Genomic DNA, 26,635 nt, shown 5'->3' with positions numbered 1-26,635 from the left:
GCCCGGCGGCCAGAACGCCGGCGGCGGTGCGCAGCAGCAGAAGAAGGGCAACGCCCCCTGGCCGGGCGGCGCGAGCGCTCCCGGCGCCGGCGCCACCACCGGTGCGATGCAGCACCCCACCCCGGGCGTGCCCGCCGGGAACGGCGCCGCGCCGTGGCCCACCGACGCCCAGACCACGGGGACGACCCCCTGGCCCGGCGATGCGTCGACCACCGGCACCGTCCCGCAGCCGCCCGCCCCGGGCGCTCCCTCCGCTGCGGCGAACGGTGCGGCTCCGTGGCCGGGTGAGCCGCAGGCGCCGGTCGACGACTGGCCGGGCGGTTCCTCCACCACGTCCGCGACCCCGTGGCCCGGCGGCCAGAACGCCGGCGGCGGTGCGCAGCAGCAGAAGAAGGGCAACGCCCCCTGGCCGGGCGGCGCGAGCGTTCCCGGCGCCGCACCGCAGGCACCCGCCGCCTCCACGACGCAGCAGTTCCCCGCGCCCAGCATCGGGGGCGTCCCCGCCGGGGGCGCCGCCTTCGCCGGCGCGCGGACGGACACCCCGCGCGAGGGCTTCCCGGCCGTCCAGGCCCCGGGCCCGCAGGGCGCCGGCAAGCCCGCGGCGGCCCAGGGCAACGCCCCGGCCAAGGGCAAGAAGAAGCGCGGCCCGAAGAACGCCGCGCCCGCCCCCGCCGCCGGCCAGGCCGGCCAGGCCGGCCAGACGCTGGTCGGCGGCGTGCCGCCGGTGCCCCCGGCGGCCGGTCAGGGACCCAAGCCCCCTGTCGACAGTGGCGCGCCCCGCGTGCCCGTGCCCAAGCCGAAGCCGGCCGGGGCCGCCGCGAAGCCCGCGCCGGCCGTGCCCAGGCCCCCCGCGCCGGCCGTGCCCAAGCCCCCGGCGAAGGGCGCCCCCAAGGCCCCGGCCAAGGCCGCCGCCAAGAGCGCACCCAAGAAGAAGGGCCGCTCCAAGCTCGTCCTCCTGGGCGGCGGGCTCGTCGGTCTGGTCGGTCTCGCGTACGGCGCCGGGCTGCTGCTCGACCACGCCGACGTGCCGAACGGCACCACGGTGCTCGGCGTCGACATCGGCGGCAAGTCCAAGGAGCAGGCCGTCCAGAAGCTGGACTCCGCCCTCGGCCAGCGCGTCGGCGCCCCGCTGAAGGTCTCCATCGGCGGCAAGACGGCCGACCTCAAGCCGTCCGTGGCCGGCCTGTCCATCGACACGCAGGCCACCGTGCGCGCCGCCGCCGGACGGGACTACAACCCCGTCACCGTCCTGGGCTCGCTCGTCGGCCAGGGCCGCACGGCCGAGCCGACCGTCATCGCGGACGAGGAGAAGATCGCCGCCGCGCTCAAGACGCTCGCCGGCGAGACGGGGACGGCGAAGGAGGGCTCCATCAAGTTCGAGCCCGGCAAGGCCCTGCCCGTCTACGGCCAGCCGTACAAGGGCGTGGACCTGGACAGCTCGGTCAAGGCCGTCTCCAAGGCGTTCCGCGACCGGGCGGCGACGGGCAACAACCCGACCGTCATGCTGGCCACCTCCGACCAGCAGCCGAAGGTGGCCAACGCCGAGGTCGACCGGATGATGAAGGACTTCGCGACCCCCGCGATGTCCGGCATGGTGACGATCCAGGCCGACCCGGCCCACAAGATCAATTTCGGTCCGGACCGCTCGCTGCCGAAGATCCTTTCCGTCAAGGAGGTCAACGGCAAGCTCGTCGAGAGCTACGACCTGGAGGCGATCAAGGAGCTGTACGGCTCGGCCTTCAACGGCGTGCTCATCACCCGCGGCAACGGCAGCAAGACGCCCGTCCAGCCGACGGACGTCGCCGGCGCCCTCGGCAAGGCGCTGCGCGGCAAGACCCCGGCCGAGCGCATCGTCACCATCACGCAGGGCTGACCGGCCCCGCGCCGCGTACGAGCCTGCGTACGAGCCCCCGCGCCGGGACCGGCACGGGGGCTCGTGCGCGTCCGGGCATGGATCCGTCCATGACATCTGTCATCCCCGGTCCACGACGTCCGACACTGCCACCGATGCCCCTGGCCAGCGAAGATGTTGTCCATGACCACTACTGCAAGCGTCAACACGGGGGACGGGCGCCGCACGGGCGCCCCCGTGGTCAGCTTTGAGAACGTCAGCAAGAACTACGGCACCGTGCGCGCCGTCGCCGATCTGAGCCTCGATCTGTACCCGGGCGAGACCGTCGCCCTGCTCGGCCCCAACGGCGCAGGCAAGTCCTCCACGCTGGACCTGCTGCTGGGCCTGCGCAACCCCGACGCCGGGCGCGTCGAGGTCTTCGGCACGACACCGCAGGAGGCCATCCTCCAGGGCCGGGTCGGCGCCATGCTGCAGTCCGGCGGGCTGATGGAGGAGGTGAAGGTCCGGGAACTGGTGAAGCTCGCCTGCGACCTGCACCCCAAGGCGTTCCCCGTCGAGCAGGTGCTGGAGGCGGCCGACCTCACCGGCATCGCCGACCGCCTGGTCAACAAGCTCTCCGGCGGCCAGGAGCAGCGGGTGCGCTTCGCGATGGCCACGGCCGGCGCCAACGACCTCATCGTCCTGGACGAGCCGACGACCGGTATGGACGTCTCGGCCCGCCAGGCGTTCTGGGGCGTGATGCGCGAGCAGACCCGCCAGGGCCGCACGGTCCTCTTCGCCACGCACTACCTCGAAGAGGCCGACGCCATCGCCGACCGCGTCATCGTGCTGCGCGGCGGCAAGCTGCTCGCCGACGGCTCGGCCGCGGAGATCAAGGCCAAGGCCGGCGCCCGGCGCATCGTCTTCGACCTCGACCAGCCGGTCGGCGAGGGCGCGCTGCGTGAGTTGCCCTTCCTCGCCTCACTGGAGATGTCCGGCCGCACGGTGCGCATCCAGTCCCACGACGCCGACGCCACCGTCCACGCCCTCTACGGGCTGGGCCTCTACCCGCGCAACCTGGAGGTCGCGGGCCTCGGCCTTGAGCAGGCATTCCTCGCCATCAACGACGCCGCGACCGCCGAGGAGGCGGCCCGATGAAGACCCTCGTCAAGCTGGAAATCACGCGCACTCTGCGCAACAAGAAGTTCGTGTTCTTCTCCGTGCTCTACCCGGCGGTGCTCTACCTGCTGATCGCCGGTGGCGCCAGCAACGCCGAGCTCGTCGAGGGCACGAAGCTCACCCTTCCGCTGCTGATGATGGTCTCCATGGCCTCCTTCGGCGCCATCACGGCCGTCCTCGTCGGCAACAGCGAGAAGATCGCCAAGGAGCGGGAGAAGGGCTGGGTGCGCCAGCTGCGCCTCACCGCCCTGCCGGGCCGCGGCTACGTGGCGGCCAAGGTCGCCTCCGCCTCCGTCGTCTCCCTCCCCGCGATCCTCGCCGTCTTCGCCATCGCGGCCGTGGTCAAGGGCGTGCGCCTGGACGCCGCCTGGCAGTGGCCGGCGCTGGTGGGCTCGATCTGGGCCGGCAGCATCGTCTTCGCCGCGCTCGGCGTGGCCATCGGCTACCTCGCCAGCGGCGACGCCGTCCGTCCGGTCACGTTCATCATCTACTTCGCCCTGTCCATCCTGGGCGGCCTGTGGATGCCGACCACGACGTTCCCGGACTGGCTGCAGTCCATCGCCAAGTGGACGCCCACCCACGCCTACGCGGCGCTCGGCCAGGCCATCGAGGTCGGCGACGCGCCGCACCTGAAGGACGTCGGCCTGCTCGTCGCCTACCTCGCCCTCTTCGCCGGGTGCGCCGCCTGGCTCTACCGCAAGGACACCCGCAAGGGCTGACCGGGCCTCGGCCGGAACGACACGACAGGGAGACGGGGACATGGCCGGACGCGAACGCCGCTGGAATCCGTGGCGCGCCGTCATGGAGGTCCGGGACGACGCGACGTACACCGTCGGCATCGGCGCCGAGCCGGACAACCGCCGACAGATGATCGTCAAGCTGACCTGGATCGCCATCTGGTTCGCCTACATGGCGGCGCCCGTCGACGACGTCCTCTCCGACCACCACACCCGCACCGGGGACGTCCTCGGCGGCCTGGGCCTGCTGGCCTTCGTCGCCGGCTACCTCACCCTGGTCCTCCGGCACACCGTCCGTGCCCTGGACCGGGGCCTGGTGCTCCTCTGTCTCGGCGGGCTCACCACGCTCGCCACCCTGCTGTCGCTGACGCTCGGCGGCGCGTGGCTCGTGCTCTTCGTCTACGTCTGCGTCGCCTCCGGCGCCGTTCTGCCGGCGAAGCTGTCACGCATCGCGATTCCGCTGGTCACGGGGGTACTGGCGGCCATCGGGGCCACCCAGCCGGGCGTCAGCGACTATCTCTTCGCCCTCATCGTCCCGGCGCTGCTCGGCGGCTTCGCGATGACGGGGGTGCGACAGATGGCCCTCACCACCAAGGCGCTGCGCGAGGCGCGCGCCACGGTGGCCCATCTCGCGGCGAACGAGGAACGGCTGCGGCTCGCCCGGGACCTGCACGACCTGCTGGGGCACTCCCTGTCGCTCGTCACGCTCAAGAGCGAACTGGCCGGGCGGATGCTGCCCGACCGGCCCGAGGAGGCCGCCCAGCAGGTCGCCGACATCGAACGGGTCAGCCGGCAGGCCCTCGTCGACGTCCGGGAGGCGGTGAGCGGTTTCCGCCGGCCCACCCTGGAGGCCGAACTGGCCGGGGCCCGCACGGCCCTGGCCGCCGCCGGCATCGCCGTCGACCTCACCGGCACCACCGACGCCCACCCCGACCTGCCGCCCGACGAGGAGGGCGCACTGGCGTGGGCGCTGCGCGAGGCGGTGACCAACGTGGTGCGGCACAGCGGCGCGCACCGCTGCGAGGTGTCGCTCGCCGAGGACGGCGACGAGATGTGCCTGACCGTCACCGACAACGGGCGGGGCCCCGGCGGCTCGCCGGGCAACGGCCTGACCGGCCTCACCGAGCGGCTGGCGCTCGCCGACGGCCGGCTGGAGACCGGCGCCGCCCCGCGCGGCGGGTTCCGGCTGCGGGCGTGCGTACCGCTCTCGCGCCCGGTCGCGGAGGCGGAGGTGCAGGCGCAGCAGCAGAGCTGAGCGCGCGGGCACCTACGCTGTCGCTGTGACAGCAGCTCAGCCCGCAGCCCCTGTGGACGATTCCGGCCGGCCCGCCATCCGGGTCCTCCTCGCCGAGGACCAGTCGATGGTCAGGGAGGCACTGGCCGCACTCCTGGGCCTGGAGGGGGACATCGACGTCGTCGCCCAGGTCGCCCGCGGCGACGAGGTCCTCGACGCCGCCCGCCGCACCCCGGTCGACGTGGCCCTGCTGGACATCGAGATGCCGGGAATGACCGGGCTCGACGCGGCGGCGCTGCTGCGGCGCGAACTGCCGCAGCTCAAGGTCGTCATCCTGACGACCTTCGGCCGGCCGGGCTACCTGCGCCGGGCCATGGAATCCGGTGCCGACGCCTTCCTGGTCAAGGACGCCCCCGCCGCCCGGCTGGCGGAGGCGGTGCGCCGGGTGCTGCGCGGCGAACGGGTCATCGACCCGACGCTGGCGGCGGCCGCCCTCGCCGAGGGCGCCAACCCCCTCACCGACCGCGAGCGGGCCGTCCTGACCGCCTCGGCGGACGGCTCCACCAACGCCGAGCTGGCGAAGGCCCTGCACCTCTCGCACGGCACGGTCCGCAACTACCTCTCGACCGCCATCCAGAAGACGGGCGCCCGCAACCGCGCGGAGGCGGTGCGCATCGCCCGCGACAAGGGCTGGCTCTGACGCCCGGGCGGCCGGCCGCCCTCAGTTGAGCATGGCCCGCGCGGCCAGCGCCTGGTGGCGCACGGTCTCGGCGGCCGTGGGCTCCACCGGGGCGATCACCTCGGCGTACTCCTCCAGCTCGCGCGCGCCGCGGGCGAAGTCGCCGCGCTCCACGAGCAGCTCGGCGCGCTCGTAGCGCAGCCGGGCCGGATGGGTGGGCAGGAGCAGGGAGAGCTCCACGGCCCACAGCTGGATGTTGCTGCGCTCGGGGCGGGCCGCCGCCCAGGCGCGGATGTTGTTCAGCACCCGCAGGACGATCTCCAGCGGCTCGGCCGGGGAGAACAGCGACGGCGTCAGCGGCGCCCCGGTCGCGCCCGCGACCAGCAGCCCCGCGTCCTCCTCGGAGAGGATCCGGCCCCCCTCGAAGGGGTCGGCCAGCACGTGGTGCCCGAACGGGTCGCCGAAGCCGACGACGAAGTGCCCGGGCAGTGCCACCCCGTACACGGGCGCGCCGGCCCGCCGGGCGACCTCCATCCAGATCACGGACAGCAGGATCGGCAGCCCGCGCCGCCGCCGGAGCACCTCGTCCAGCAGGGAGGACTCCAGCCGCCGGTAGTCCGCCGGCGTGCCGTGGAAGCCGCAGCGCCCGCCGAGCAGCTCCGCCAGCGCCTGGGCCCAGTGCCGGGGCTCCGCCCGCCGCCCGAGGGCGGGCAGCAGCCCGGCCAGCCGGTCCAGCTCCATCTGCGCGGCGTCGGCCGCGTCCTCCCGCAGCCCGGCCCCGGCCCCCGCCGCGGCCTCCGCGGAGACCAGCAGGCACAGCATCGCCAGGTCGGGCCGGTCGTCCCGGGCCGCCTCCGCGAACCGCCGCCGTCGCTCAGTGGTGTCGTCGTACATGCGTGCCTCGTACCCCTCGGGGCGATGGCGCAGCCACCGCCACTGTCCATGGTGCGACCGTGGCTACCGCTGCGGCTCGCGACGGTAGTGATAGGCGTGGTGCGTGGTGAAGCCGAGCTCGTCGTAGAGCGCGGCCGCCGCCGCGTTGTCCGTCTCCACCTGCAGGTACGCCGCCGAGGCCCCCTCGTCCAGCGCCGCCCGGGCCAGCCGCGCCATGACGAGGGTGCCCAGCCCCTGCCGTCGCCGGTTCGGGCTCACGTCCAGCGCGGCGAACCCCGCCCACCGGCCGTCGACCACACAGCGCGCTATCGCCGCCGGGGGCCCGCCGGGCTCCCCCGGCACGGTCGCGAACCGGACCGACGGACCGCCGCCCAGCACGGCCGGCGCGTCCCCGGGGTCGGCGCCGGTCCGCCCGTACGCCGCCAGCCACGCCTCGTCCGGCTCCCGGGTCAGCAGCACCTCGGCCGCGGCCACGTCCCGGTCGGCGATCGGCGCCAGCGCGGCCGTCCGCATCAGGGCGTACCGCTCGGCCGTCCAGCCGCGCCGCGCCAGCTCGGCGTCGAGCAGCTCGTCGGCCGCCGGGTCGCCCGTGGTGACCTGCACGCGCGCGGGCAGCCCGCGCTCGCCGTACCAGGCGGTCACCCGCTCCAGCGCCGCCGGCAGCGGCAGCCCGCAATCGCCCAGGGGAAGCACCGAGTTGGCCCGGGCGGTGAAGCCGCCGGCCGCGCGCAGCGTCCAGCCGCCCAGCGGCTCGGTCTCCCGGGCGGGCCAGCCGCGGGCCGCGATCTCCTGGAGCTCGCGGCGGCCGGCCGCGGGGCCGCGCCGCCGGGCGGGTGCCGCCGGGACGACCTTGCCGGCGACGAGCGCCGTCTCCGCGATCTCCACCGTCTCACCGTTGCGGCGTGTGATCCGCAGCACACCGCCGGTCCAGGAATCCAGCATTCCGACGGTGTCGGTGAAACGCTCCGGCGAAGTCGCGGTGTCGTTCACCCGCCGTACGGAGACCCTTTTTCCCACATCTGCCGCGGTGATCCGGACTTCCAGCCTTCCGCCAGTGGTGAATTCCACAGCTCTGCCCGCCCCTCTTGTTCGTCATGTGCCCGGGGAGGGAGATACTAGGTGTGGGCATCGACGACGCCGCGCTCCCGCGCGAGATGAGCCCTACCGAGGAGGAACGACAGCGTGACCTACGTCATCGCGCAGCCTTGTGTCGACGTGAAGGACAAGGCGTGCATCGAGGAGTGCCCCGTCGACTGCATCTACGAGGGCTCCCGGTCCTTGTACATCCACCCGGACGAATGCGTCGACTGTGGCGCTTGTGAGCCGGTCTGCCCGGTCGAGGCGATCTTCTACGAGGACGACACTCCCGAGGAGTGGAAGGACTACTACAAGGCGAACGTCGAGTTCTTCGACGAGCTCGGTTCGCCCGGTGGTGCTTCCAAGCTCGGCCTGATCGAGCGGGACCACCCCTTCATCGCCGCGCTGCCGGCGGACATCAACCCCGAGCACTGAGCGGCGCCGCCGCGGCCCCGTACGGCCCTCCGCCGTACGGGGCCGCGGCGTTTCCCGCCCCCGGGCGCCCTTGCGTCCCCCGCATTACCCCACGCACCCCCACGCCGCAAGAGAGCGAGCAGCGAACATCGTGAGCGCAGTCTCTTCCCGCCTCCCCGTCTTCCCCTGGGACCGGCTTGAGCCGTACAAGGCCACCGCGGCCTCCCACCCCGACGGCATCGTCGACCTCTCGGTGGGCACCCCGGTCGACCCGGTGCCCGCCGTGATCCAGCAGGCGCTGGCGGCCGCCGCCGACAGCCCCGGCTATCCGACGGTGTGGGGCACGGCCGCGCTGCGGGACGCGCTCACCGGCTGGGCGGAGCGGCGCCTGGGCGCGCGGGGCCTGGAGCACGCCAACGTGCTCCCGGTCGTCGGCTCCAAGGAGCTGGTGGCCTGGCTGCCGACCCAGCTCGGCCTCGGCGCGGGCGACAAGGTCGCCTACCCGCGCCTCGCCTACCCGACGTACGAGGTCGGCGCCCGCCTGGCCGGCGCCGAGCCCGTCGTCTACGACGCCGGGGCGTTCGCGGCCGACGCCGCGGAGATCGCGCTCGACCCGGCCGGCCTGAAGCTGCTCTGGCTGAACTCGCCGTCCAACCCGACCGGCCGTGTGATGTCCCCGGAGGAGCTGCGCCGCGCCGTCGCCTGGGCGCGCGAGCACGGCGTCCTGGTCGTCAGCGACGAGTGCTACCTGGAGCTGGGCTGGGAGGCCGACCCGGTCTCGGTGCTGCACCCGGACATCTGCGGCGGCTCCTACGAGGGCGTCATCGCCGTCCACTCGCTCTCCAAGCGTTCCAACCTGGCCGGCTACCGCTCCGCCTTCATCGCCGGTGACGCGGCCGTCCTCGGCGAACTGCTGCAGATCCGCAAGCACGGCGGCATGATGATCCCGGCGCCCGTCCAGGCCGCCACGGTCGCGGCCCTGGCCGACACCGCGCACGTCACCGAGCAGCGCGCCCGCTACGCGGCCCGCCGGTCGGCGCTGCGGGCCGCCTTCGAGGGCGCGGGCTTCCGGATCGAGCACAGCGAGGCGTCGCTCTACCTGTGGGCCACGCGCGACGAGCCGTGCTGGGACACGGTCGGGGAGCTGTCCAAGCGCGGCATTCTGGTCGCCCCGGGCGACTTCTACGGGGCGGCGGGCGAGCGGTTCGTCCGGATCGCCTTCACCGCCACCGACGAGCGCGTCGAGGCGGCGGTCCGGCGTCTGGCCGAGTAGCCCCTACGTCCTCGCCTACGCGAACAGGGGGCCCGGGACGGTAAGTCCCGGGCCCCCTGTGGGTGCTCCATGGAGCGGTTCAGCCGAGGGGCAGGCCCTTGCCCGGCAGGCCCTGGGTGGGCAGGCCGCTCTTGGTGACGCCCTGGGCGGTGTTGCCCGCGGCCTGGCCGAGGCCGCCCGCCACCTGGCCCGCGGCCTTCTGTACGGCCGGGACCTGCTCCTTGCTGGCCTTGCCCACCGTGCTGGTGGTGGTGCTGACGGCCTTGTTGCCGACACCCGTCGCCGTGCTTCCGGCCTGCTGGGAGGCCGAGTCGATGTTGTTGCTCAGGTTGGCGCTGTCCACCGCGCTCAGTCCGCCGAGGTCGGGGGCCTTGACCAGGTCCGCGGCGCTCGCAGAGCCGGCCGCCGCACCGACGATGGGAGCGGCCGCCGCGACGAGCAGGGCGGCACGGGCGATCCGACGCGTGAGGGGGAGGGACATGTTGCTCCTTTGACGGAGTGGGAGTTCGGTTGCGTCCGGCGAGCGGACGCTGTGACTACCGCGTGAGCCCGGCGAAGGTTGCGGTGCGCCAAGGTAAAGAGTCAGTAATGCGTCGCATTATCGGCTCTGTTGAAACCCCGCCAAACCGGGCAGGTTGTCAATCAATACGGAGGGCTTAAAAGCCTTTAGTCACAAGGTCGCCGGGGGTAAGTCGAGAACCCGTGCGGATGGCCGGGGAGGCGACAACTCCCGTATGTCGCACGTACTCCCGGGGAGGGGTCACTCGCACTACTGAGCGGTGGTGATCCGCACCTCGGCCGGGCCGTTCCCGGCCGCACCGTCCCCCGATTTCCGCCAGCCGGCCGCGGAATTCCCCGCCGTCCACACCCGGTCGCCGAAGGAAACGCGCTCCACCCGCAGCTGCGCCGCGTGCGCCACGGCCCACGACGCCAGCTCCCAGCCGCGCCGCCCCGGCCCGTCCTCCGCCGGGCCCGCCCCCGGCCCGGGCCGCACCGGCACGACGACCGTCCGCGGATCCCCCGCACCGCCGGCTCGGCCCTCGCCGGCCGGGGCGCCGGTCACCGCCGGCAGCACCCCCGCCCCGAACTCGCGCGTCAGCTTCGCCCGCACCGCCGCACCGCTGCCGGGCTTGCCGTCCCCGGGACTGCGGGTGCAGCTGAACGCCGCCTCGACGCGGCCCGTCAGCGCCAGCGCCAGCAACGAGGCGTCCGGCTCGTGCTTGGCGTACGCCTGCGGGAAACCGCTGCGTTGCACCTTCTGCGCGGCCACCGTCAGCGGCAGCCGCGAGTAGCCCGGCACCTTCACCAGGTGGTCGTAGAACTTCCCGGCCGCGTACACCGGGTCCGTGATCTGCCCGGCCGTGCCCCAGCCCTGCGTCGGCCGCTGCTGGAAGAGGCCCAGCGAATCGCGGTCTCCGTGGTGGATGTTGCGCAGGCCCGACTCCTGCATCGCCGTCGCCAGCGCAATGGTCACCGCCCGCTCCGGCAGACCCCGCGAGGACCCCACGGCCGAGATCGTCGCCGCGTTCACGGCCTGCTCCGGGGCGAGGGAGTACGACTCCCCGTTCGCCCGCACCGTGCAGCGCGGCGCCCCCGGGCCGCCCGTCACCAGCTGGGCGATCCCGTACCCGATCAGCGCCAGCAGCACGGCACAGGCGGCCGCGGTGCGCAGCAGACGGCCACGGCGGGTGGCGATGATCCGGGACATGCGGGCCACGTTACTTGAGAGACCGCCTCCCGCAGGCGCCCGGCCGCCGGGGCGTCCGCGTTAGGCTCGCGGCATGGATCACGCCGCACTGGACCTGTCCCTCGACGCCGCCGCCCTCACCGCCCAGCTCGTCGACATCCGTTCCGAGAGCGGTGCCGAGAAGCCGCTGGCCGACGCGATCGAGCGGGAACTGCGCGCCCTGCCGCACCTGAGCGTCGACCGGCACGGCAACAACGTCGTGGCCCGCACGAACCTCGGCCGCGCCGAGCGCGTCATCCTCGCCGGCCACATCGACACCGTGCCGATCGCCGACAACGTTCCCTCCCGCCTCGACGACCAGGGCATCCTGTGGGGCTGCGGCACCAGCGACATGAAGTCCGGCGTCGCCGTGCAGCTGCGCATCGCCGCGACCGTCCCCGCGCCCAACCGCGACCTGACGTTCGTCTTCTACGACAACGAAGAGGTCGCCGCCCACCTCAACGGCCTCGGCCACGTCGCGGCGGCGCACCCCGAATGGCTGGCGGGCGACTTCGCCGTCCTGCTGGAGCCCTCCGACGCCGAGGTCGAGGGCGGCTGCCAGGGCACCCTGCGGGTGCTGCTGCGCACGACGGGGGAGCGGGCCCACTCGGCCCGCAGCTGGATGGGGTCCAACGCCGTCCACGCCGCCGCCCCGATCCTCGCCCGTCTCGCCGCCTACGAGCCGCGCCGCCCGGTCGTCGACGGCCTGGAGTACCACGAGGGCCTCAATGCCGTGGGCATCACCGGCGGCGTCGCCACCAACGTCATCCCCGACGAGTGCACCGTGACGGTGAACTTCCGCTACGCCCCCGACCGCACCGAGGAGGAGGCGCTCGCGCACGTCCGCGAGGTCTTCGCCGACTGCGGCGTCAGCGAGTTCGTCGTCGACGACCACTCCGGCGCCGCCCGGCCGGGCCTCACGCACCCGGCCGCCGCCGCCTTCATGAAGGCCGTGGGCGGCGAGGCCCGGCCCAAGTTCGGCTGGACGGACGTCGCGCGCTTCAGCGCCCTCGGCATTCCCGCCGTCAACTACGGGCCCGCCGACCCCCTCTACGCGCACAAGCGGGACGAGCACGTCGCGACCGCGAAGATCACGCACTGCGAGGAGCGGCTGCGCGCCTGGCTGACGAGCTGACGGCCCCTCGCCACGGCGTTCCCGGGCCTACCCTGGGGCAACGAATCCGACGATCTGCGGTTCCCGTGAACCGCAGCGGAGGGAGCACGGTATGGGCAATCCCGAGACGTCGCGCACGCGACGCGAGCAGCGCCGGGGACCGGTCGTGCGCCGGCTCGGCCAGATGCAGGCGGGCACCACCGACCAGCACCTGCTCGACACCAGAGGGACCGCCGACTGGGTGCACGAGGACCCGTTCCGGGTCCTGCGCATCCAGTCGGAGTTCGTCGAGGGCTTCGGAGCGCTCGCCGAACTGCCACCGGCGATCAGTGTGTTCGGCTCCGCCCGCACCCGGCCGGGCACCCCGGAGTACGAGGCCGGAGTGGCCATCGGCCGCGGCCTGGTCGAGGCGGGCTTCGCCGTCATCACCGGCGGCGGGCCCGGAGCCATGGAGGCCGCGAACCGCGGAGCGATGGAGGCGGGCGGCGTGTCCGTCGGTCTCGGCATCGAGCTCCCCTTCGAGCAGGGGCTCAACCCGTACGTGAACCTCGGCGTCGACTTCCGCTACTTCTTCGTCCGCAAGACGATGTTCGTGAAGTACGCGAGCGGCTTCGTGGTCCTGCCCGGCGGGCTGGGCACCCTGGACGAGCTGTTCGAGGCGCTCACCCTCGTGCAGACGAAGAAGGTCACCCGCTTCCCCATCGTCCTCTTCGGCTCCGCCTACTGGCGGGGCCTGGTCGGCTGGCTGCGCGACACCCTCGTCGCCGAGGGCAAGGTGGGCCTGCACGACCTGCAGCTCTTCCACGTCACCGACGACGTGGACGAAGCGATCGGGGTGGTCACCAAGGAAGCGGGGACGTAGCGCCCCGCGCTCAGGCGAGCCCTCGCCGGGCCACCGCGGGCGGGCGGTGGCCGGCGATGGACGCCACCATGTCCAGCACCTGCTTCGTTTCCGCCACCTCGTGCACGCGGTAGACCTGCGCGCCCAGCCAGGCCGAGACGGCCGTCGTCGCCAGCGTGCCCAGCACCCGTTCCTTGACCGGGCGGTCGAGCGTCTCGCCCACGAAGTCCTTGTTCGACAGCGAGACGAGCACGGGCCAGCCCGTCTCCGCCATCTCGCCCAGGCGGCGGGTGGCCTCCAGCGAGTGGCGGGTGTTCTTCCCGAAGTCGTGCCCGGGGTCGATCATGATGCCGTCGCGCCGGACGCCCAGCTCCACGGCCCGCTCGGCCAGCCCCAGCGTGACGCGCAGGATGTCCGCCATCACGTCCTCGTACGCGATCCGGTGCGGCCGCGTACGCGGCTCGACGCCGCCCGCGTGCGTGCACACCAGCCCCGCCCCGTAACGGGCCGCGACCTCGGCCAGCTTGGGGTCCACACCGCCCCACGCGTCGTTCAGCACGTCCGCCCCCGCCTCGCAGACGGCCTCGCCGACCTCGTGCCGCCACGTGTCGACGCTGATGACGACGTCCGGATGGCGCCGGCGCACCTCGGCCACGAAACCCACCGTGCGACGCGCCTCCTCCTCGGCGGTCACCTCCTCGCCGGGGCCCGCCTTGACCCCGCCGATGTCGATGATCGCGGCACCCTCCGCGATCGCCTGCTCCACCCTGGCCAGCGCGGGCTCGTCGCGGAACGTCGCGCCCTGGTCGTAGAAGGAGTCGGGCGTCCGGTTCACGATCGCCATGATCACCGGCTCGTGAGCGTCGAACTCTCGTCGTCCCAGCCGCAGCATCTTCCGTACTCCCTCTCCGTGGTCCGCCAGCGACCTTAACCGTCAGTGCGGCATGGCACGATCAGAGTGGACGGTTTGGCTGATGGAGGACTGACGGGGAGACGGTCGTGTTCTGGTTCTTGCTCATCGCGCTGGTCGTGGTGGTCGCCGCGGTCACGCTCGCCGTCGCCTCCGGCGATGACACCACCGGCGTCCTGCCCGAGCCCGCCCAGGACCGCATGGCCTGGCCGCTCCCGGCCGGCCGGCCCGTCGGCCGCGCCGACGTCGAGGCGCTGCGCCTGCCCATGGTGCTGCGCGGCTACCGCATGGCGGAGACCGACGACGTGCTGGACCGGCTGGGGGCCGAGCTCGCCGAGCGCGACGCCCGCATCGCCGAGCTGGAGGCCGCGCTCGCGGGCGCACAGGCGGCGGCGATGGGGGGCCGCGGGCTGATCGGCCCCGAGGACGCGCCGCCCGCCGCCGGGGAGGCCGGTTCCGGCCCCGCCATGCAGGACGACGGCACGGGCAGCGCCGGCCGCCCGGGCGACGAGGGCGGCAACGACGGCAACGACGCCAAGGGCGGCACGCGCGACGAGGAGGGCACCGCATGAGCGGGGCAGGAGTGGTCGTCGGCCCGGACGGGCTCGCGCGCTGCCCGTGGGGCCTGGAGGCCGAGTCCCGGGAGGACTACCGCGCCTACCACGACACCGAGTGGGGCCGGCCCGTCCACGGCGACGACGCCCTCTACGAGCGGATATGCCTGGAGGCGTTCCAGTCGGGGTTGTCCTGGCTGACGATCCTGCGCCGCCGCGAGGGGTTCCGCGCGGCCTTCGCCGGGTTCTCCATCGAGAAGGTCGCGGCCTTCACGGACGCCGACGCCGAGCGGCTGCTCGCCGACCCCGGCATCATCCGCAACCGCGCCAAGATCGCGGCGGCGCTGGCCAACGCCCGGGCGGCGGCGGAGCTGGGGCCGGGCGGGCTGGACGCGCTGGTGTGGTCGTACGCACCCGAGGCCGCGCGGGCGGTGCCCCGGACGTTCGCCGACGTGCCCGCGATCACGCCCGAGTCGACGGCCCTGGCCAAGGGCCTCAAGAAGCACGGCTTCCGCTTCGTGGGGCCGACGACGGCGTACGCCCTGATGCAGGCGTGCGGCCTGGTGGACGACCACCTCTCCGGCTGCCACGCCCGCGGCCGGACGGGCCCGGCGTGAGCCCGTCCGGCCGCTGAGCCCGGCCCGGCCGCCCGGCGCCGGGCGGGTGGCTCAGCGCCCCACGAACTTCGGCTTCTCCTTCGCCAGGAACGCCGCGACGGCGATCCCGTGGTCCTCCGACGCGCCCGCCGCTTCCTGCAGCTCGTCCTCCTTGGCCAGCGTCTCCGCCAGCCCGTGCTCCGCCCCGTACGCCAGCGACTCCTTGATCGCGGCGTAGGCGGCGGTCGGGCCCTGGGCCAGCCGGCGGGCCACCGCCTCCGCCTCGGCGGCCAGCTCCGCCGCCGGCACGACCTTGTCGGCCATGCCGAGCGCGTACGCCTCCTCGGCCGGCACGTTGCGCGGGAAGAGCAGCAGGTCCGTGGCCCGGCCCCGCCCGATCAGGCGGGGGAGGGTCCAGGAGACGCCCGAGTCGGCGGTCAGGGCGACGCCGGCGAAGGAGGTGTTGAAGGCGGCCGAGTCGGCCACCACCCGGTAGTCCGCCGCGAACGCGAAGCCGGCCCCCGCGCCCGCCGCGACGCCGTTCACCCCGGCCACGACCGGCTTGGGCATCCGGGTGATGGCGCTGATGATGGGGTTGTAGTGGTCCTTGACGGTGTCCATGGCCGTCCGGGTGCCGTGCTCGCGGTCGGCGGCCAGCGAGGCCACGTGTTCCTTGAGGTCCTGCCCGACGCAGAAGGCGCGCCCGGTGGCGGTCAGCAGGACCGCCCGGACGTCCCCGTCGGCGGCGGCGCGCTGCAGGGCGTCACGCAGGGCGGCCTTGGCCTCCGTGTTCAGTGCGTTCATGGCGTCGGGGCGGTTGAGCGTGATCGTCGCCAGCCCGTCGGTCACCTCGTACAGCACGGTGTCGGCCATGGTGCGGTCCCTCCCTCGGTCGGTTGCGGAAGGGGGTGTCCCCCCTGCCGTTCAGGCGCTCAGCATGCCGGAGATCATCGGGAGCCGATATGTGACCTGCGTCAAACAATTGGGTGGCGTCATGGCCCTGAGAGCGACCCACTCACGCAGGACGATCCCCGAATTGAGTGGTTTTGCGGCAGCGCGTTGCCGAAGGGATGCGGACCGATGTTGGTCATTGGGTCGCGCGATGCGGGATAATGACCTGGAAGCAATGTGTTCGATGCCGGTGACGTGTGCCCTTCCAGAGGGCCGTCGGCTGACGATGAGCTGGTTTCAGGAAGGGGAACGAGCATGGCGGCCATGAAGCCGCGGACGGGCGATGGCCCGCTCGAGGTGACCAAGGAGGGGCGGGGCATCGTCATGCGGGTTCCGCTCGAAGGCGGCGGTCGTCTCGTCGTCGAGCTGACCCCTGACGAGGCCAAGGCTCTCGGCGAGGCCCTGGAGAAGGTCACCGCCTGACGCACAGGCCCAGGATTTCCCGCACCGCCCCGGCTGCCGGCCCGTTCCGGTCCCGGGGCGGTGGTGTACCCACGGCCGCCCGGCGCCCGCTCCGTTCCCGGCCCGCCGTTCCCGGTCCGCGCCCGCGCCGTCCCGTCCCGCTTCCGCGGGCCCGCCGGTCCGGCCGTCAGCCGCCGCGACGGACGGCGCACAGCAGGCCGTCGCCCACCGGCAGCAGGGACGGCACCAGCACGGTGGACTCCCGCACGGCCCGCAGCAGTTCGCGCAGCCGCTGCACCTCGGCGGGCGGCAGCGCCGAATCGACCGTGCGGCCGTCGGCGAAGACGCCCTCGAAACAGACCAGTCCGCCCGGGCGCAGCAGGCGCAACGATTCGGCTAGGTAGTCGAGGCACTCCGTGCGGTCACCGTCGCAGAAGACCAGGTCGTACCCGCCGTCGGCCAGGCGCGGCAGGACCTCCAGGGCGCGGCCGGGGATGAAGCGCGCGCGGTTGCCGGCGAAGCCGGCCGCGCGGAACGCCTGCCGGGCGAACTGCTGGCACTCCGGGTCGCTGTCCACGGTCGTCAGCACGCCGTCCGGGCGCATGCCGTGCAGGAGGTGGATGCCGGAGACCCCGGTGCCGGTGCCGATCTCCGCGACGGCCTTGGCGTCCGCGGCGGCGGCAAGCAGGCGCAGCGCAGCGCCGGTGCCGTTCGACACCGAGCGGAGGCCCGCCTCGTAGGCCCGGTCCCGGGCCCAGCGCAGCGCCTCGTCCTCGGCGACGAACACATCGGCGAACGCCCAGCTCGTCTGCTGGTTGCCGGTAATGGCCCTCTCCTGTCCCCGTAGTCCACGCACCCGTGACTGTATCCGCTGCCCACGGGAACCCGCAGATGGGACCGGGCGTTGGGAAGGGCGGACGGGCACGGTGGAAGGCCGGGCGGAAGGGGGAACCGACGGGCGCCGGCCGGGCGTCACGGATCACGGCAGGGCAAGACCAAAAAGCGGGTCAAAAATGCTTATCCGGAGCTAACGGGCGAGGTGGATATGGTAGGGGCTCCACTGGACACCACCAGAGCCGACAGGGGAGGTGCGGCTGCGGGCGGCGACCGCCGAGGGGTGCTGAGGCGCCTTGGGCTCCGGTCCGCTCCCGAGCCGAAATCCGTGACCTACACCGCTGATACCCGCGCCACCAGCTCCGCAACCACCGCGACCTTCGCCACCGATGCGGACGCACAGGCGTGGACACCTCCCACCTGGGAGGAGATCGTCAGCACGCACAGCGCACGGGTCTACCGTCTCGCCTACCGTCTCACGGGCAATCAGCACGACGCCGAGGACCTGACGCAGGAGGTCTTCGTCCGCGTCTTCCGCTCGCTGTCCACGTACACCCCCGGCACGTTCGAGGGGTGGCTGCACCGCATCACCACCAACCTCTTCCTCGACATGGTCCGCCGCCGCCAGCGCATCCGCTTCGACGCGCTCGGCGAGGACGCCGCGGAGCGGCTGCCCAGCCGCGAGCCCTCCCCCCAGCAGCACTTCAACGACACGCACTTCGACGCCGACGTCCAGCAGGCGCTGGACACCCTCGCGCCGGAGTTCCGTGCCGCAGTCGTCCTGTGCGACATCGAGGGGCTGTCCTACGAGGAGATCGCCGCGACGCTCGGCGTGAAGCTCGGCACCGTCCGCAGCCGCATCCACCGCGGCCGTTCCCACCTGCGCAAGGCGCTCCAGCACCGCTCGCCCGCCGCCCGGGCCGAGCAGCGCGCGACGGCGGGGGCGGTCCCGGGGGTCCGGATGGGTGGGGAGGTAGGGATCGCGTGAGCGGTTCAGGCGGTCCGTCCCCCGCCGAGCACCATCTCGGCGACCGCCTCGCGGCCCTCGTCGACGGGGAGTTGGGACACGATTCGCGGGAGCGGGTGCTGGCGCACCTCGCCACCTGCTGCACGTGCAAAGCGGAAGCCGACGCCCAGCGCCGGCTCAAGAGCGTGTTCGCCCAGGCCGCACCTCCGCCGCTCTCGGATTCCCTGCTGGCCCGCCTGCAGGGGCTGCCGGGCGAACGGCTCGGCGGCGACGACCATGACGGCGGCGGTGACGGCCCAGCAAGTGGAAGAGGCGCTTCCGTCGGGCGGGCGGAGGCGTTCGTCCTGCTCCCGGTGGCTCCGGACCCCCGTGAGCGCGGCTTCCGCATCCACGAGGTCGAGCCGCGCGGTGGCTCGCGGGGGCGCCGCTTCGCCTTCGCCGCCGCCGGGGCGGTCTCGCTGGCGGCCTTCGCGCTCGTCGGCGCGCAGCCGCTGGAGACGGCCGTGGAGCCGCCCAGGGCCCGTGGCGGCGGTCCGAGCGCCGCGACGACCTCGCTGGCCATGACCCCGGCCCAGGTCCGCGAGGAGCGCGACCTGAGCCGCACCCGGCCGGCGGCCAAGGAGGTGTCCGTCCCCCTGACGGCCCCGGCGTCCGCGGGAGTCGCGCTGCTGCGTCCCTCCGACGCCCCGGTGCTGCCTCCCCTGGTGCACACCTCGCGCCACCACCTCACCGGAGCGGCGTCCGCGCCCTGATTGCGCCCGGCTCCCCTCCGCACGCACCACAGGACCTGGTGTAATCGTCATGGGGCGCGCCGGCCACCGGCACGCGCGCCCCGAGGACGGAACGGTGGGGAGAACCATGGACGAGGGCAAGGCACAGCCGCCGCAGGACGCCGCTGCGGCCGGGGACGGAACGGAGCAGGCGCCCCTGCACGCGCCCGACCCCTACGGCACCCCGCCCTACGGCCGGCCCGGGCCGTGGGCGCCCGCACCGCCCGTGCAGCGGCCCACGGTGACCCCGGCCCACGGCACGCACCTGCCCCCCGCCGCACCTGCGCCCCTGCCCGCCCACCCGGTCGGGCCCGAGCCGCAGCCCCACCCCTACGCCGGGACGCCCGCCCCGGGCCCGTCCCTGCCCGCCGCCGGGCCCGTGCCGGCGGCCCCCGGCGCCCTTCCGCCCGCGGCCGCGCCCGCGCCCGGCCCGTGGTCCTACGACCCGTGGGCCGCGCCCGCCCCCGGCCCGCAGGACGCGCCGGAGAAGAAGACCCTGCAGCTGACCCGCGGCCGGCTCCTGGCCGGCGCCGCCGCCGTGGCCCTGCTCGCCGGCGCGCTCGGCGCGGGCATCGGCGTCCACCTGGAGCGCGACGGCGGGCCCTCGCACCGGGTCACGCTGCCGCAGTCGGCGCCCGGCAGGACCGACCGCGCCGCCGGCAGCATCGCGGGCATAGCCGCCCGCGCCCTGCCCGGCGTCGTGACGATCCACGTCCGCGGCAGCGGCGACCAGGGCACCGGCACCGGCTTCGTCCTGGACGACAAGGGCCACATCCTCACCAACAACCACGTCGTGCAGTCCGCGGGCTCCGGCGGCTCCATATCGGTGACCTTCAACGGCGGCCAGACCGCCAAGGCCACCCTCGTCGGCCGGGACGGCGGCTACGACCTGGCCGTCATCAAGGTCAGCGGCGTCAAGGGCCTCACCCCGCTGCCGCTCGGCAACTCCGACTCCGTGCGCGTCGGCGACTCCGTCGTCGCCATCGGCGCGCCCTTCGACCTGGCCGGCACGGTCACCACCGGCATCATCAGCGCCAAGGAACGGCCGATCACCGCGGGCGGCAAGAAGCAGGACGGCAGCGACGTCAGCTACGTGGACGCCCTGCAGACCGACGCCCCCATCAACCCCGGCAACTCCGGCGGCCCCCTCGTGGACTCCCAGGCCCGCGTCATCGGCATCAACAGCGCCATCCGCTCGGCCGGCGGCGACCCCGAGGGCGGCCAGGGCGGCAGCATCGGCCTGGGCTTCGCCATACCGGTCAACCAGGCCAAGCGGGTCGCCGAGGAGCTGATCAACACCGGCCGGGCCACCCATCCGGTCATCGGCGTCTCCCTCGACATGGGCTATGCGGGCGACGGCGCCCGGGTGAACACCGACAGCTCCAAGACCCCGGGCGTCTCCCGCGGCGGGCCCGCCGACAAGGCGGGCATCCAGCCCAAGGACGTGATCAAGAAGGTGGACGACGTCCCCGTCCACAGCGGCCAGGAGCTGATCGTCAAGATCCGCAGTCACCGTCCCGGTGACACGCTCCGGCTGACCGTCGAGCGCGACGGCCAGGAACGGACCGTGCAGCTGACCCTCGGCTCGGCCAGCACCCGCTGACCCTTCGCCCGGCGGCCACCGGGGTGTCTCCCACGGTTCCCGCCGGGGCAGGTACCGTGATAGACGGCCCGGACCCGGGCACCGACGCCCCAAGGAGCTGTGCAACGTGCTCGACATAGGACCTCTTGAGCTGGTCGCGCTCGTTGTCCTCGCCGTGCTCATCTTCGGCCCCGACAAGCTGCCGAAGATGATCCAGGACGTGTCGCGCACGCTGCGCCGGATCCGGCAGTTCTCCGAGAACGCCAAGGAGGACATCCGCTCCGAGCTCGGCCCCGAGTTCAAGGACTTCGAGTTCGAGGACCTCAACCCGAAGACCTTCGTCCGCAAGCACGTGCTGGAGAAGGACGAGCTCGGGCTCAAGGAGATCCGCAACGGCTTCGACTTCAAGTCCGAGATGGCCGAGGTCACCGACGCGGTGCACGGCCGCTCCGGTGACGCCCCAGCTCAGACGCCGTCCCCCGCCGCCGGCTCCGGCACCCCGGACCTGCTGAAAAAGGGCGAGGGCCCGCAGCCCGGCGGTCACCCGCCGTTCGACGCCGACGCCACCTGAGCCCGCGTATGCGGGGCCCCATTGACGGGGGTGGCTATCCTCCCTTTGTTTGGGGTGCAGCCGCCCGCGGGGCAGGCGCGCCCGGACGACGGGGCAACGAGGAGGCGCCGCGCAGATGGAGACGACGAGTCGGGTAGAGGCGCAGGGGGTCGGCGGGGCCGACGGTTCCGCCGAGGACGCGCAAGGAGGGCCGCAGGGCGGGCCCGGGACCCGGCGCTCGGTCGACGGCTATCTCCTGGCGTCGTTCCCCTGGTACGGCCTGGACGAGGCATACACCGGGCCGCGCTGGCTGATGCAGGTCGGTGCCGCGGCCGACGGCACCGTGGAGCACGGGTCCACCGGCCACGGCGCGGAGCCGTCGCTGCGCATGGGCCGCATCGAGCACGACACGGGCACCCAGCGCTTCGCGGTCGTGGTGACCGTGGCCAGCCGCCCGGTGCGGCGCAGCGCCGACGGTACGGGCGTGCTGGAGGCCACCTCGGTGTCCTCGGCGGCCTGGCTGGCCGGCTCGGGCCTGCTGGCCTGCACCTGGCCCGCCCAGATGGAGCGCGCACTGCGCCAGGACTGGCTGGACCAGCAGACGGCCCTGGCCTGGGAGCTGGCCGACCGGCTCGACGAGGCGCCCTGGTCGACGCTGTCGCTGCCGGTGGACGGCGTGCCGACCGACTTCCGCTACCGCGAGTCCGAGTACGGCTGGGTGCTGGCCGGATCCGCCGAGGGAGGCGTCCACGTGGGTGCGTACGGGCGGGGGATGAGCGCGTACGGGATGGGCTTCTCGGTGATCAAGGACATCGCCGCGTACGAGCACTGAGCGCCCGGTACCCGGGGCACGTGTAAGGGGCGGCCTCCTTGGGAGGCCGCCCCTTACACGTGGTGTGCGTCCCGGACGCTCAGAACTTGTTGCGCGGGGTGATGCCGAGCGACATGCCCGACAGCCCGCGCTGGCGGCCGCCGAGCTTGCCGGCGATGGCGCGCAGCGCGCTGCCCGCCGGGGACTCCGGGTCGGTCAGCACGACCGGCTTGCCCTCGTCGCCGCCCTCGCGCAGCCGGACGTCGATCGGGATCGAGCCCAGCACCGGCACGTTCGTGCCCGTGGTGCGCGTCAGGCCGTCGGCGACCAGCTGGCCGCCGCCCGTGCCGAAGACGTCGACCATCTCGTCGCAGTGCGGGCACGGCAGCCCGGACATGTTCTCCACGACGCCGACGATCTTCTGGTGGGTCTGCACGGCGATCGAGCCGGCCCGCTCGGCGACCTCGGCCGCGGCCTGCTGAGGGGTCGTCACGACGAGGATCTCGGCGTTCGGCACCAGCTGTGCCACGGAGATCGCGATGTCACCGGTGCCCGGCGGCAGGTCCAGCAGCAGCACGTCCAGGTCGCCCCAGTAGACGTCCGCCAGGAACTGCTGTAGCGCGCGGTGGAGCATCGGGCCGCGCCAGACCACCGGCGCGTTGCCCGGGGTGAACATGCCGATGGAGATGACCTTCACACCGTTCGCCGACGGCGGCATGATCATGTTCTCGACCTGGGTGGGCTTGCCGTCCGCGCCCAGCATCCGCGGCACGGAGTGGCCGTAGATGTCCGCGTCGACGACGCCGACCTTCAGGCCGTCGGCCGCCATGGCCGCGGCCAGGTTGACCGTCACCGAGGACTTGCCGACGCCGCCCTTGCCGGAGGCGACGGCGTAGACCCGGGTGAGCGAGCCCGGCTTGGCGAAGGGCACCTCGCGCTCGGCCTGGCCGCCGCGCAGGGAGGCCGCCAGCTCCCGCCGCTGCTCGTCGCTCATCACGTCCAGCTCGACGGTGACGCCCGTGACGCCCTCGACGCGCGAGACGGCCTCGGTCACCCGGCTGATGATCGTCTCCCGCATGGGGCAGCCGGACACCGTCAGGTAGACGGCCACCGCGACCGAACCGTCCGCCGCGATCTCCACCGATTTGACCATCCCCAGGTCGGTGATGGGTCGCTGGATCTCGGGGTCGTTGACCGTCGCGAGCGCGGCGCGGATCGCGTCCTCGCCCGGAGACGTTCCGTTCGTATCGGTAGCCATAGGGACGATGGTACGGCGCGGGAGGGGGCCTCCGGAAAGGCCCGTCAGCGGTCGCGTTCCTCACTCTCCTCCGGGAATACGCGGCGCTGTTCCATCTCCTTGACCAGCTCCTGGAACTCCGAGCGGATCCAGTCGCGCGTCGCGACCTCGCCCAGGCCCATGCGCAGGGCCGCGATCTCCCGCGTGAGGTACTCGGTGTCCGCGATGGACCGCTCGTTCTGCTTGCGGTCCTGTTCGAGGTTGACGCGGTCGCGGTCGTCCTGCCGGTTCTGCGCCAGCAGGATCAGCGGCGCCGCGTACGACGCCTGCAGCGACAGCATCAGGGTCAGGAAGATGAACGGGTACTGGTCGAACCGCAGGTGCCCGGGGACGGTGGTGTTCCACACCACCCACAGGATGATGACGACCGTCATCCAGACGATGAACCGTCCGGTGCCGAGGAACCGTGCGATGCGCTCCGAGGTCCGGCCGAACGCCTCCGGGTCGTACTCCGGCAGCCAGCCGCGCCGCTTCACCCGGGGCAGGTCCAGCCGGACCCGGGGCGGGCCGTGCGGCCGCTCGTGCGGGGCCGGCCGCTCCCGCACCTCGCCGCGCTCGGTGCGCTCAGGGCTCATCGGCGGCCTCCGGCAGCGCACTCATGCCGAGCGCGCCCAGGTGCAGCTCGGTCTCCCGCCAGTCGTCGGGCAGCAGGTGGTCGAGGACGTCGTCGACGGTCACCACGCCCAGCAGGGAGCCGCTCGCGTCGACGACGGGCACGGACACCAGGTTGTACGTGGCCAGGTAGCTGGTCACCGCGGGCAGCGGGGTGTGCGGCGGCAGCGGCCGCAGATCGGTGTCGGTGAGCGAGCCGACGAGCGTGAACGGCGGGTCACGCAGCAACCGCTGGAAGTGCACCGTGCCCAAGTACTTGCCCGTGGGTGTCTCGTCGGGCGGCCGGCAGACGTAGACCTGGGCGGCGAGCGCGGGGGAGAGGTCGGGGTTGCGGACGCGGGCCAGGGCGTCGGCGACGGTCGCGTCCGGGCGCAGCACGATCGGCTCGGTGGTCATCAGGCCGCCCGCGGTGCGCTCCTCGTAGGCCATGAGGCGGCGCACGTCGGCCGCGTCGTCCGGCTGCATGAGGGTGAGCAGCCGTTCCTTCTCCTCCTCGGGCAGCTCGGAGAGGAGGTCGGCGGCGTCGTCGGGGTCCATGGCCTCCAGCACGTCGGCGGCGCGCTCCTCCTTGAGCTTGCCGAGGATCTCGATCTGGTCGTCCTCCGGCAGCTCCTCCAGCACGTCCGCGAGCCGGTCGTCGTCCAGGGCGGCCGCGACCTCGGCCCGCCGCTTGGGGGAGAGGTGGTGCAGGACGTTGGCGAGGTCGGCGGGGCGCAGCCGCTCGAAGGTCGCCAGGAGGTTCTCGGCGCCCTGCCCGTGCTCCTCCAGCGAGAAGCCGGTCACGGCCGACCACTCCACGGTCAGGGTCTCGCCCTTGCGGCGCAGGGCGCCGCCCTTGCCGCGGCGCACGAAGACCTTGTCGATCTCCCAGTCGCGGCGGGCCGGCAGCTGGGTGAGCGACACGTCGAGGACGGTAACCTCGGCCTCCGCGCCCTCCACGCCGACCAGGCGCACCCGGCGGTCCAGGAGCTCGCCGAGGACCAGCGTCTCCGTCGGGCGCTGCTCGAAGCGCCGCATGTTGACCACGCCCGTGGTGATGACCTGGCCGGACTCCACACCGGTGACGCGCGTCATGGGGATGAAGATCCGGCGCCGGCTGACGACCTCCACGACCAGCCCCAGCACGCGCGGCGGCCGGCCGCCGACGCGCAGCATCGCCACGACGTCGCGCACGCGGCCCACCTGGTCGCCGTTGGGGTCGAACACGGCAACACCCGAGAGGTGCGAGACGAAGACCCGGGGAGCGCCTGCTGCCACGGCCGCGCACCTCCTTGCTCGTCCCTGCTCGCAGGATGTCCGATTCAGGCTAACGTGACCGGCTTCGCCGGGCGCGGGAGAGACGGCCGTACGGACTCTCCACGAGCTCTGTACGGAATCAGGACGGACTCCCGGCTTCCGCTCGCATGCGGCCCGGGTACGCTGCCGCCTGTCCCACCGGTAACAGGAGGCAGGAGCAGAGGTGCGAACCCGTAACGCGGCCCTTGTGGGGGCGCTGTGCACCGTCCTGTCGGCGGTGCTCACCGCCTGTGGCGGCAGCGAGGACCCCGACGCGGGGACCAACGGCGTCGGCAAGCTCGAAGCCCCCGCCATCCAGGACAAGGCCCGCGCCGCCGCGCAGGGCGCCGAAACCGTCCACCTGTCCGGGAACGTCGTCAGCCAGGGCCGGACGTTCCGCATCGACATGCGCCTGAAGAAGAACGGCGGAACGGGCCGGGTCTCCCTCTCCAACGCCAGCACCTTCGAACTGCTGCGGGTGGGCGACGACCTCTACCTCAAGGCACCGGCGGGCTTCTGGGCCCGGGGCGCCGCGACGGCGCCGGCGGCCCCCTCGGCCGCTCCCTCGGCGACCGGCAAGGGGGACGCGGCTGCCGCCGCCGGCAAGCTCGACGACAAGTACGTCAAGGTGCCGGCCGACGACCCCTCGTACCAGCAGCTCAAGGGCTTCACCGACAAGAACGTGCTCCTCGACGGCCTCATCGGGCTGCACGGCAAGCTCGCCCGCGGCGAGCACGGCACGGTCGGCGGCGTCCGCACCATCCGCGTCACCGGCGCGGGCGGCAGCGGCGGCACGCTGGAGGTCTCCCTCGCCGGCACCCCCTACCCGCTGCGCGTCCAGCGCGCGGGCGGCGCCGGCCAGCTGGAGCTCGACGGCTGGGGCAAGGACTTCGCCCTCGCCGTCCCCGCCAAGGAACAGACGGTCGACTACGGCAAGCAGCTGCACATCCCCAGCGGGGGCTAGGGCGCGTCCTGCGCCCCTCGGGCTACGCCTGGCGGGCCTTGCGGCCGCGGCGGAGCAGGCGCGGCAGGGCGGCCGGCATCGGGTGGCGCGTCGTCGCCGGGGTCGGCAGGGGGACGGCCGCCAGGGAATCCGAGGGCAGGTCCTCCGACGTGCCCGTCGGCGCCAGGCGCAGCACCCGGCACTCGCGGGCCCAGCGCTCCTCCAGCTGCTCCGCGTCCGGCGCGTTCAGCCGCTTGCCCTTGAGCTCGGCCACCGCCGCCGTCCACTCCTCGCCGCGCGGCGCGAGCTCGCTCACGGTCGCGGTCCAGGCGACGATCCGGCCGCCCTTGTCCTTGCTGCGGACCGTGACGGTCGCCGTCGCGCCGTCCGTGAGGGCCAGCGCGTCCACCGGCTGCTCGCCCGGGCCGCCGACGACGTGGGCGGCGCCCTCGTGCCAGACGTGCCACAGCGCGCGGCTGGGCCCGGACGGCCCCTGCACCCAGATGAGCCCCGACTTCTTCGTGGCCTCTTCGATCAGCGCCTGCGTCATCGTCATGCGCCTACTTTATGCGCGCGGCCTAG

The 26,635-nt window shown here is 73.6% G+C and carries 29 protein-coding genes; 18 read left to right on the top strand and 11 right to left on the bottom strand.

The features are described 5' to 3' along the window. The 5 genes from IE182_RS29800 to IE182_RS29780 all read left to right on the top strand — a co-directional run. Window positions 1–1,873: hypothetical protein (locus IE182_RS29800; RefSeq protein WP_190113097.1), on the top strand; the 1,873-nt coding region annotated here is incomplete at its 5' end. A 162-nt stretch (window positions 1,874–2,035) separates the two neighbouring features. Beyond that, complete coding sequence (locus tag IE182_RS29795) at window positions 2,036–2,989, top strand: ABC transporter ATP-binding protein (protein ID WP_190113096.1); 954 nt, start codon at window positions 2,036–2,038, stop codon at window positions 2,987–2,989. Next, a complete protein-coding gene (locus IE182_RS29790) occupies window positions 2,986–3,729 on the top strand; it encodes an ABC transporter permease (protein WP_190113095.1) in 744 nt (247 codons plus the stop codon). Before IE182_RS29795 ends, IE182_RS29790 begins: the two co-directional genes overlap by 4 nt. Window positions 3,730–3,769: 40 nt before the next feature. After that, window positions 3,770–5,002 (top strand): sensor histidine kinase, encoded by a 1,233-nt coding sequence (locus IE182_RS29785; RefSeq protein WP_373303637.1) that lies wholly within the window; start codon window positions 3,770–3,772, stop codon window positions 5,000–5,002. A gap of 76 nt (window positions 5,003–5,078) precedes the next feature. Beyond that, complete coding sequence (locus IE182_RS29780; protein WP_506417126.1) at window positions 5,079–5,681, top strand: response regulator transcription factor; 603 nt, start codon at window positions 5,079–5,081, stop codon at window positions 5,679–5,681. Window positions 5,682–5,702: 21 nt separating this feature from the next. Here IE182_RS29780 and IE182_RS29775 read toward each other — a convergent pair whose 3' ends face one another. Together IE182_RS29775 and IE182_RS29770 are read right to left on the bottom strand one after the other, a co-directional pair. After that, entirely contained in the window at window positions 5,703–6,554 is an 852-nt protein-coding gene (locus IE182_RS29775) for a transglutaminase-like and tetratricopeptide repeat-containing protein (RefSeq protein ID WP_190113094.1), read from the bottom strand. 63 nt (window positions 6,555–6,617) lie between these two features. After that, window positions 6,618–7,622, bottom strand: a complete 1,005-nt coding sequence (locus IE182_RS29770; RefSeq protein ID WP_190113093.1) for a GNAT family N-acetyltransferase — start codon at window positions 7,620–7,622, stop codon at window positions 6,618–6,620. Window positions 7,623–7,736: 114 nt separating this feature from the next. Between IE182_RS29770 and fdxA the strand changes: the two genes are divergently transcribed. Beyond that, window positions 7,737–8,066 carry a ferredoxin gene (fdxA, locus tag IE182_RS29765; protein ID WP_030366150.1) on the top strand — a complete coding sequence of 110 codons (330 nt, stop codon included), beginning with the start codon at window positions 7,737–7,739 and terminating at the stop codon, window positions 8,064–8,066. Window positions 8,067–8,196: 130 nt separating this feature from the next. Further along, window positions 8,197–9,318 carry a succinyldiaminopimelate transaminase gene (gene dapC, locus IE182_RS29760; RefSeq protein WP_190113092.1) on the top strand — a complete coding sequence of 374 codons (1,122 nt, stop codon included), beginning with the start codon at window positions 8,197–8,199 and terminating at the stop codon, window positions 9,316–9,318. Between the two features lie 79 nt (window positions 9,319–9,397). Here the strand turns inward: dapC and IE182_RS29755 are convergent, their stop codons facing one another. Both IE182_RS29755 and IE182_RS29750 read right to left on the bottom strand, forming a co-directional pair. Next, window positions 9,398–9,799: an ATP-binding protein gene (locus IE182_RS29755; protein WP_190113091.1), complete on the bottom strand. Its 402-nt coding sequence runs from the start codon at window positions 9,797–9,799 to the stop codon at window positions 9,398–9,400. A gap of 288 nt (window positions 9,800–10,087) precedes the next feature. After that, window positions 10,088–11,026: a VldE C-terminal domain-containing protein gene (locus IE182_RS29750; protein WP_190113090.1), complete on the bottom strand. Its 939-nt coding sequence runs from the start codon at window positions 11,024–11,026 to the stop codon at window positions 10,088–10,090. A 73-nt stretch (window positions 11,027–11,099) separates the two neighbouring features. Between IE182_RS29750 and dapE the strand changes: the two genes are divergently transcribed. Together dapE and IE182_RS29740 are read left to right on the top strand one after the other, a co-directional pair. After that, window positions 11,100–12,179: a succinyl-diaminopimelate desuccinylase gene (dapE, locus tag IE182_RS29745; protein WP_190113089.1), complete on the top strand. Its 1,080-nt coding sequence runs from the start codon at window positions 11,100–11,102 to the stop codon at window positions 12,177–12,179. Window positions 12,180–12,270: 91 nt separating this feature from the next. Next, window positions 12,271–13,020, top strand: coding sequence for an LOG family protein (locus IE182_RS29740; protein WP_190113088.1), 750 nt, complete (start codon window positions 12,271–12,273; stop codon window positions 13,018–13,020). 10 nt (window positions 13,021–13,030) lie between these two features. Here IE182_RS29740 and folP read toward each other — a convergent pair whose 3' ends face one another. Next, window positions 13,031–13,891, bottom strand: a complete 861-nt coding sequence (folP, locus tag IE182_RS29735) for a dihydropteroate synthase (protein WP_190113087.1) — start codon at window positions 13,889–13,891, stop codon at window positions 13,031–13,033. Window positions 13,892–13,998: 107 nt separating this feature from the next. On the opposite strand from folP, the gene IE182_RS29730 reads away from it, so the two are divergent. After that, window positions 13,999–14,481 carry a DivIVA domain-containing protein gene (locus IE182_RS29730; RefSeq protein ID WP_229845234.1) on the top strand — a complete coding sequence of 161 codons (483 nt, stop codon included), beginning with the start codon at window positions 13,999–14,001 and terminating at the stop codon, window positions 14,479–14,481. Then, window positions 14,478–15,080: a DNA-3-methyladenine glycosylase I gene (locus IE182_RS29725; RefSeq protein ID WP_190113086.1), complete on the top strand. Its 603-nt coding sequence runs from the start codon at window positions 14,478–14,480 to the stop codon at window positions 15,078–15,080. Before IE182_RS29730 ends, IE182_RS29725 begins: the two co-directional genes overlap by 4 nt. Before the next feature lie 51 nt (window positions 15,081–15,131). Here the strand turns inward: IE182_RS29725 and chcB are convergent, their stop codons facing one another. Continuing rightward, window positions 15,132–15,932, bottom strand: a complete 801-nt coding sequence (gene chcB, locus IE182_RS29720) for a 2-cyclohexenylcarbonyl CoA isomerase (protein WP_190113085.1) — start codon at window positions 15,930–15,932, stop codon at window positions 15,132–15,134. A gap of 333 nt (window positions 15,933–16,265) precedes the next feature. Here chcB and IE182_RS29715 point away from each other — a divergent pair, with 333 nt between their 5' ends. Continuing rightward, complete coding sequence (locus tag IE182_RS29715) at window positions 16,266–16,433, top strand: DUF3117 domain-containing protein (protein WP_179198936.1); 168 nt, start codon at window positions 16,266–16,268, stop codon at window positions 16,431–16,433. Window positions 16,434–16,599: 166 nt separating this feature from the next. On the opposite strand, the gene IE182_RS29710 is transcribed toward IE182_RS29715, so the two are convergent. Next, entirely contained in the window at window positions 16,600–17,268 is a 669-nt protein-coding gene (locus tag IE182_RS29710; RefSeq protein ID WP_190113084.1) for an O-methyltransferase, read from the bottom strand. Between the two features lie 189 nt (window positions 17,269–17,457). On the opposite strand from IE182_RS29710, the gene sigE reads away from it, so the two are divergent. The 5 genes from sigE to IE182_RS29685 all read left to right on the top strand — a co-directional run bounded on the left by sigE (window position 17,458) and on the right by IE182_RS29685 (window position 21,947). Beyond that, on the top strand, window positions 17,458–18,234 hold the full coding sequence (gene sigE / locus IE182_RS29705; RefSeq protein WP_190113083.1) for an RNA polymerase sigma factor SigE: 777 nt from the start codon (window positions 17,458–17,460) through the stop codon (window positions 18,232–18,234). Further along, window positions 18,231–18,965 carry a zf-HC2 domain-containing protein gene (locus IE182_RS29700; RefSeq protein WP_190113082.1) on the top strand — a complete coding sequence of 245 codons (735 nt, stop codon included), beginning with the start codon at window positions 18,231–18,233 and terminating at the stop codon, window positions 18,963–18,965. Before sigE ends, IE182_RS29700 begins: the two co-directional genes overlap by 4 nt. Before the next feature lie 49 nt (window positions 18,966–19,014). Further along, on the top strand, window positions 19,015–20,586 hold the full coding sequence (locus tag IE182_RS29695; protein WP_190113081.1) for a S1C family serine protease: 1,572 nt from the start codon (window positions 19,015–19,017) through the stop codon (window positions 20,584–20,586). A 106-nt stretch (window positions 20,587–20,692) separates the two neighbouring features. Further along, the gene (locus IE182_RS29690) at window positions 20,693–21,136 is read left to right on the top strand and encodes a sec-independent translocase (RefSeq protein ID WP_190113080.1); all 444 of its coding nucleotides are present in this window, start codon (window positions 20,693–20,695) and stop codon (window positions 21,134–21,136) included. A gap of 115 nt (window positions 21,137–21,251) precedes the next feature. After that, on the top strand, window positions 21,252–21,947 hold the full coding sequence (locus tag IE182_RS29685; protein ID WP_190113079.1) for a hypothetical protein: 696 nt from the start codon (window positions 21,252–21,254) through the stop codon (window positions 21,945–21,947). A gap of 79 nt (window positions 21,948–22,026) precedes the next feature. Here the strand turns inward: IE182_RS29685 and IE182_RS29680 are convergent, their stop codons facing one another. From IE182_RS29680 to IE182_RS29670, 3 genes are read right to left on the bottom strand one after another with little or no spacing between them, the layout of a single operon-like run. Then, window positions 22,027–23,184, bottom strand: coding sequence for an Mrp/NBP35 family ATP-binding protein (locus tag IE182_RS29680; protein ID WP_190113078.1), 1,158 nt, complete (start codon window positions 23,182–23,184; stop codon window positions 22,027–22,029). A 44-nt stretch (window positions 23,185–23,228) separates the two neighbouring features. Continuing rightward, window positions 23,229–23,798: a DUF1003 domain-containing protein gene (locus IE182_RS29675; RefSeq protein WP_229845230.1), complete on the bottom strand. Its 570-nt coding sequence runs from the start codon at window positions 23,796–23,798 to the stop codon at window positions 23,229–23,231. Then, window positions 23,788–25,092 carry a magnesium transporter MgtE N-terminal domain-containing protein gene (locus IE182_RS29670; protein WP_190113077.1) on the bottom strand — a complete coding sequence of 435 codons (1,305 nt, stop codon included), beginning with the start codon at window positions 25,090–25,092 and terminating at the stop codon, window positions 23,788–23,790. Before IE182_RS29670 ends, IE182_RS29675 begins: the two co-directional genes overlap by 11 nt. Window positions 25,093–25,294: 202 nt before the next feature. On the opposite strand from IE182_RS29670, the gene IE182_RS29665 reads away from it, so the two are divergent. Beyond that, complete coding sequence (locus IE182_RS29665; protein WP_190113076.1) at window positions 25,295–26,074, top strand: hypothetical protein; 780 nt, start codon at window positions 25,295–25,297, stop codon at window positions 26,072–26,074. A gap of 22 nt (window positions 26,075–26,096) precedes the next feature. Here the strand turns inward: IE182_RS29665 and IE182_RS29660 are convergent, their stop codons facing one another. After that, window positions 26,097–26,609 (bottom strand): hypothetical protein, encoded by a 513-nt coding sequence (locus IE182_RS29660; protein ID WP_190113075.1) that lies wholly within the window; start codon window positions 26,607–26,609, stop codon window positions 26,097–26,099. Window positions 26,610–26,635: the final 26 nt, after the last annotated feature.

It is taken from the genome of Streptomyces cinnamoneus (genome assembly GCF_014650495.1).
In the GTDB taxonomy this organism is placed as follows: Bacteria; Actinomycetota; Actinomycetes; order Streptomycetales; family Streptomycetaceae; genus Streptomyces; species Streptomyces cinnamoneus.
This window is presented reverse-complemented; position numbering and strand designations above follow the sequence as displayed.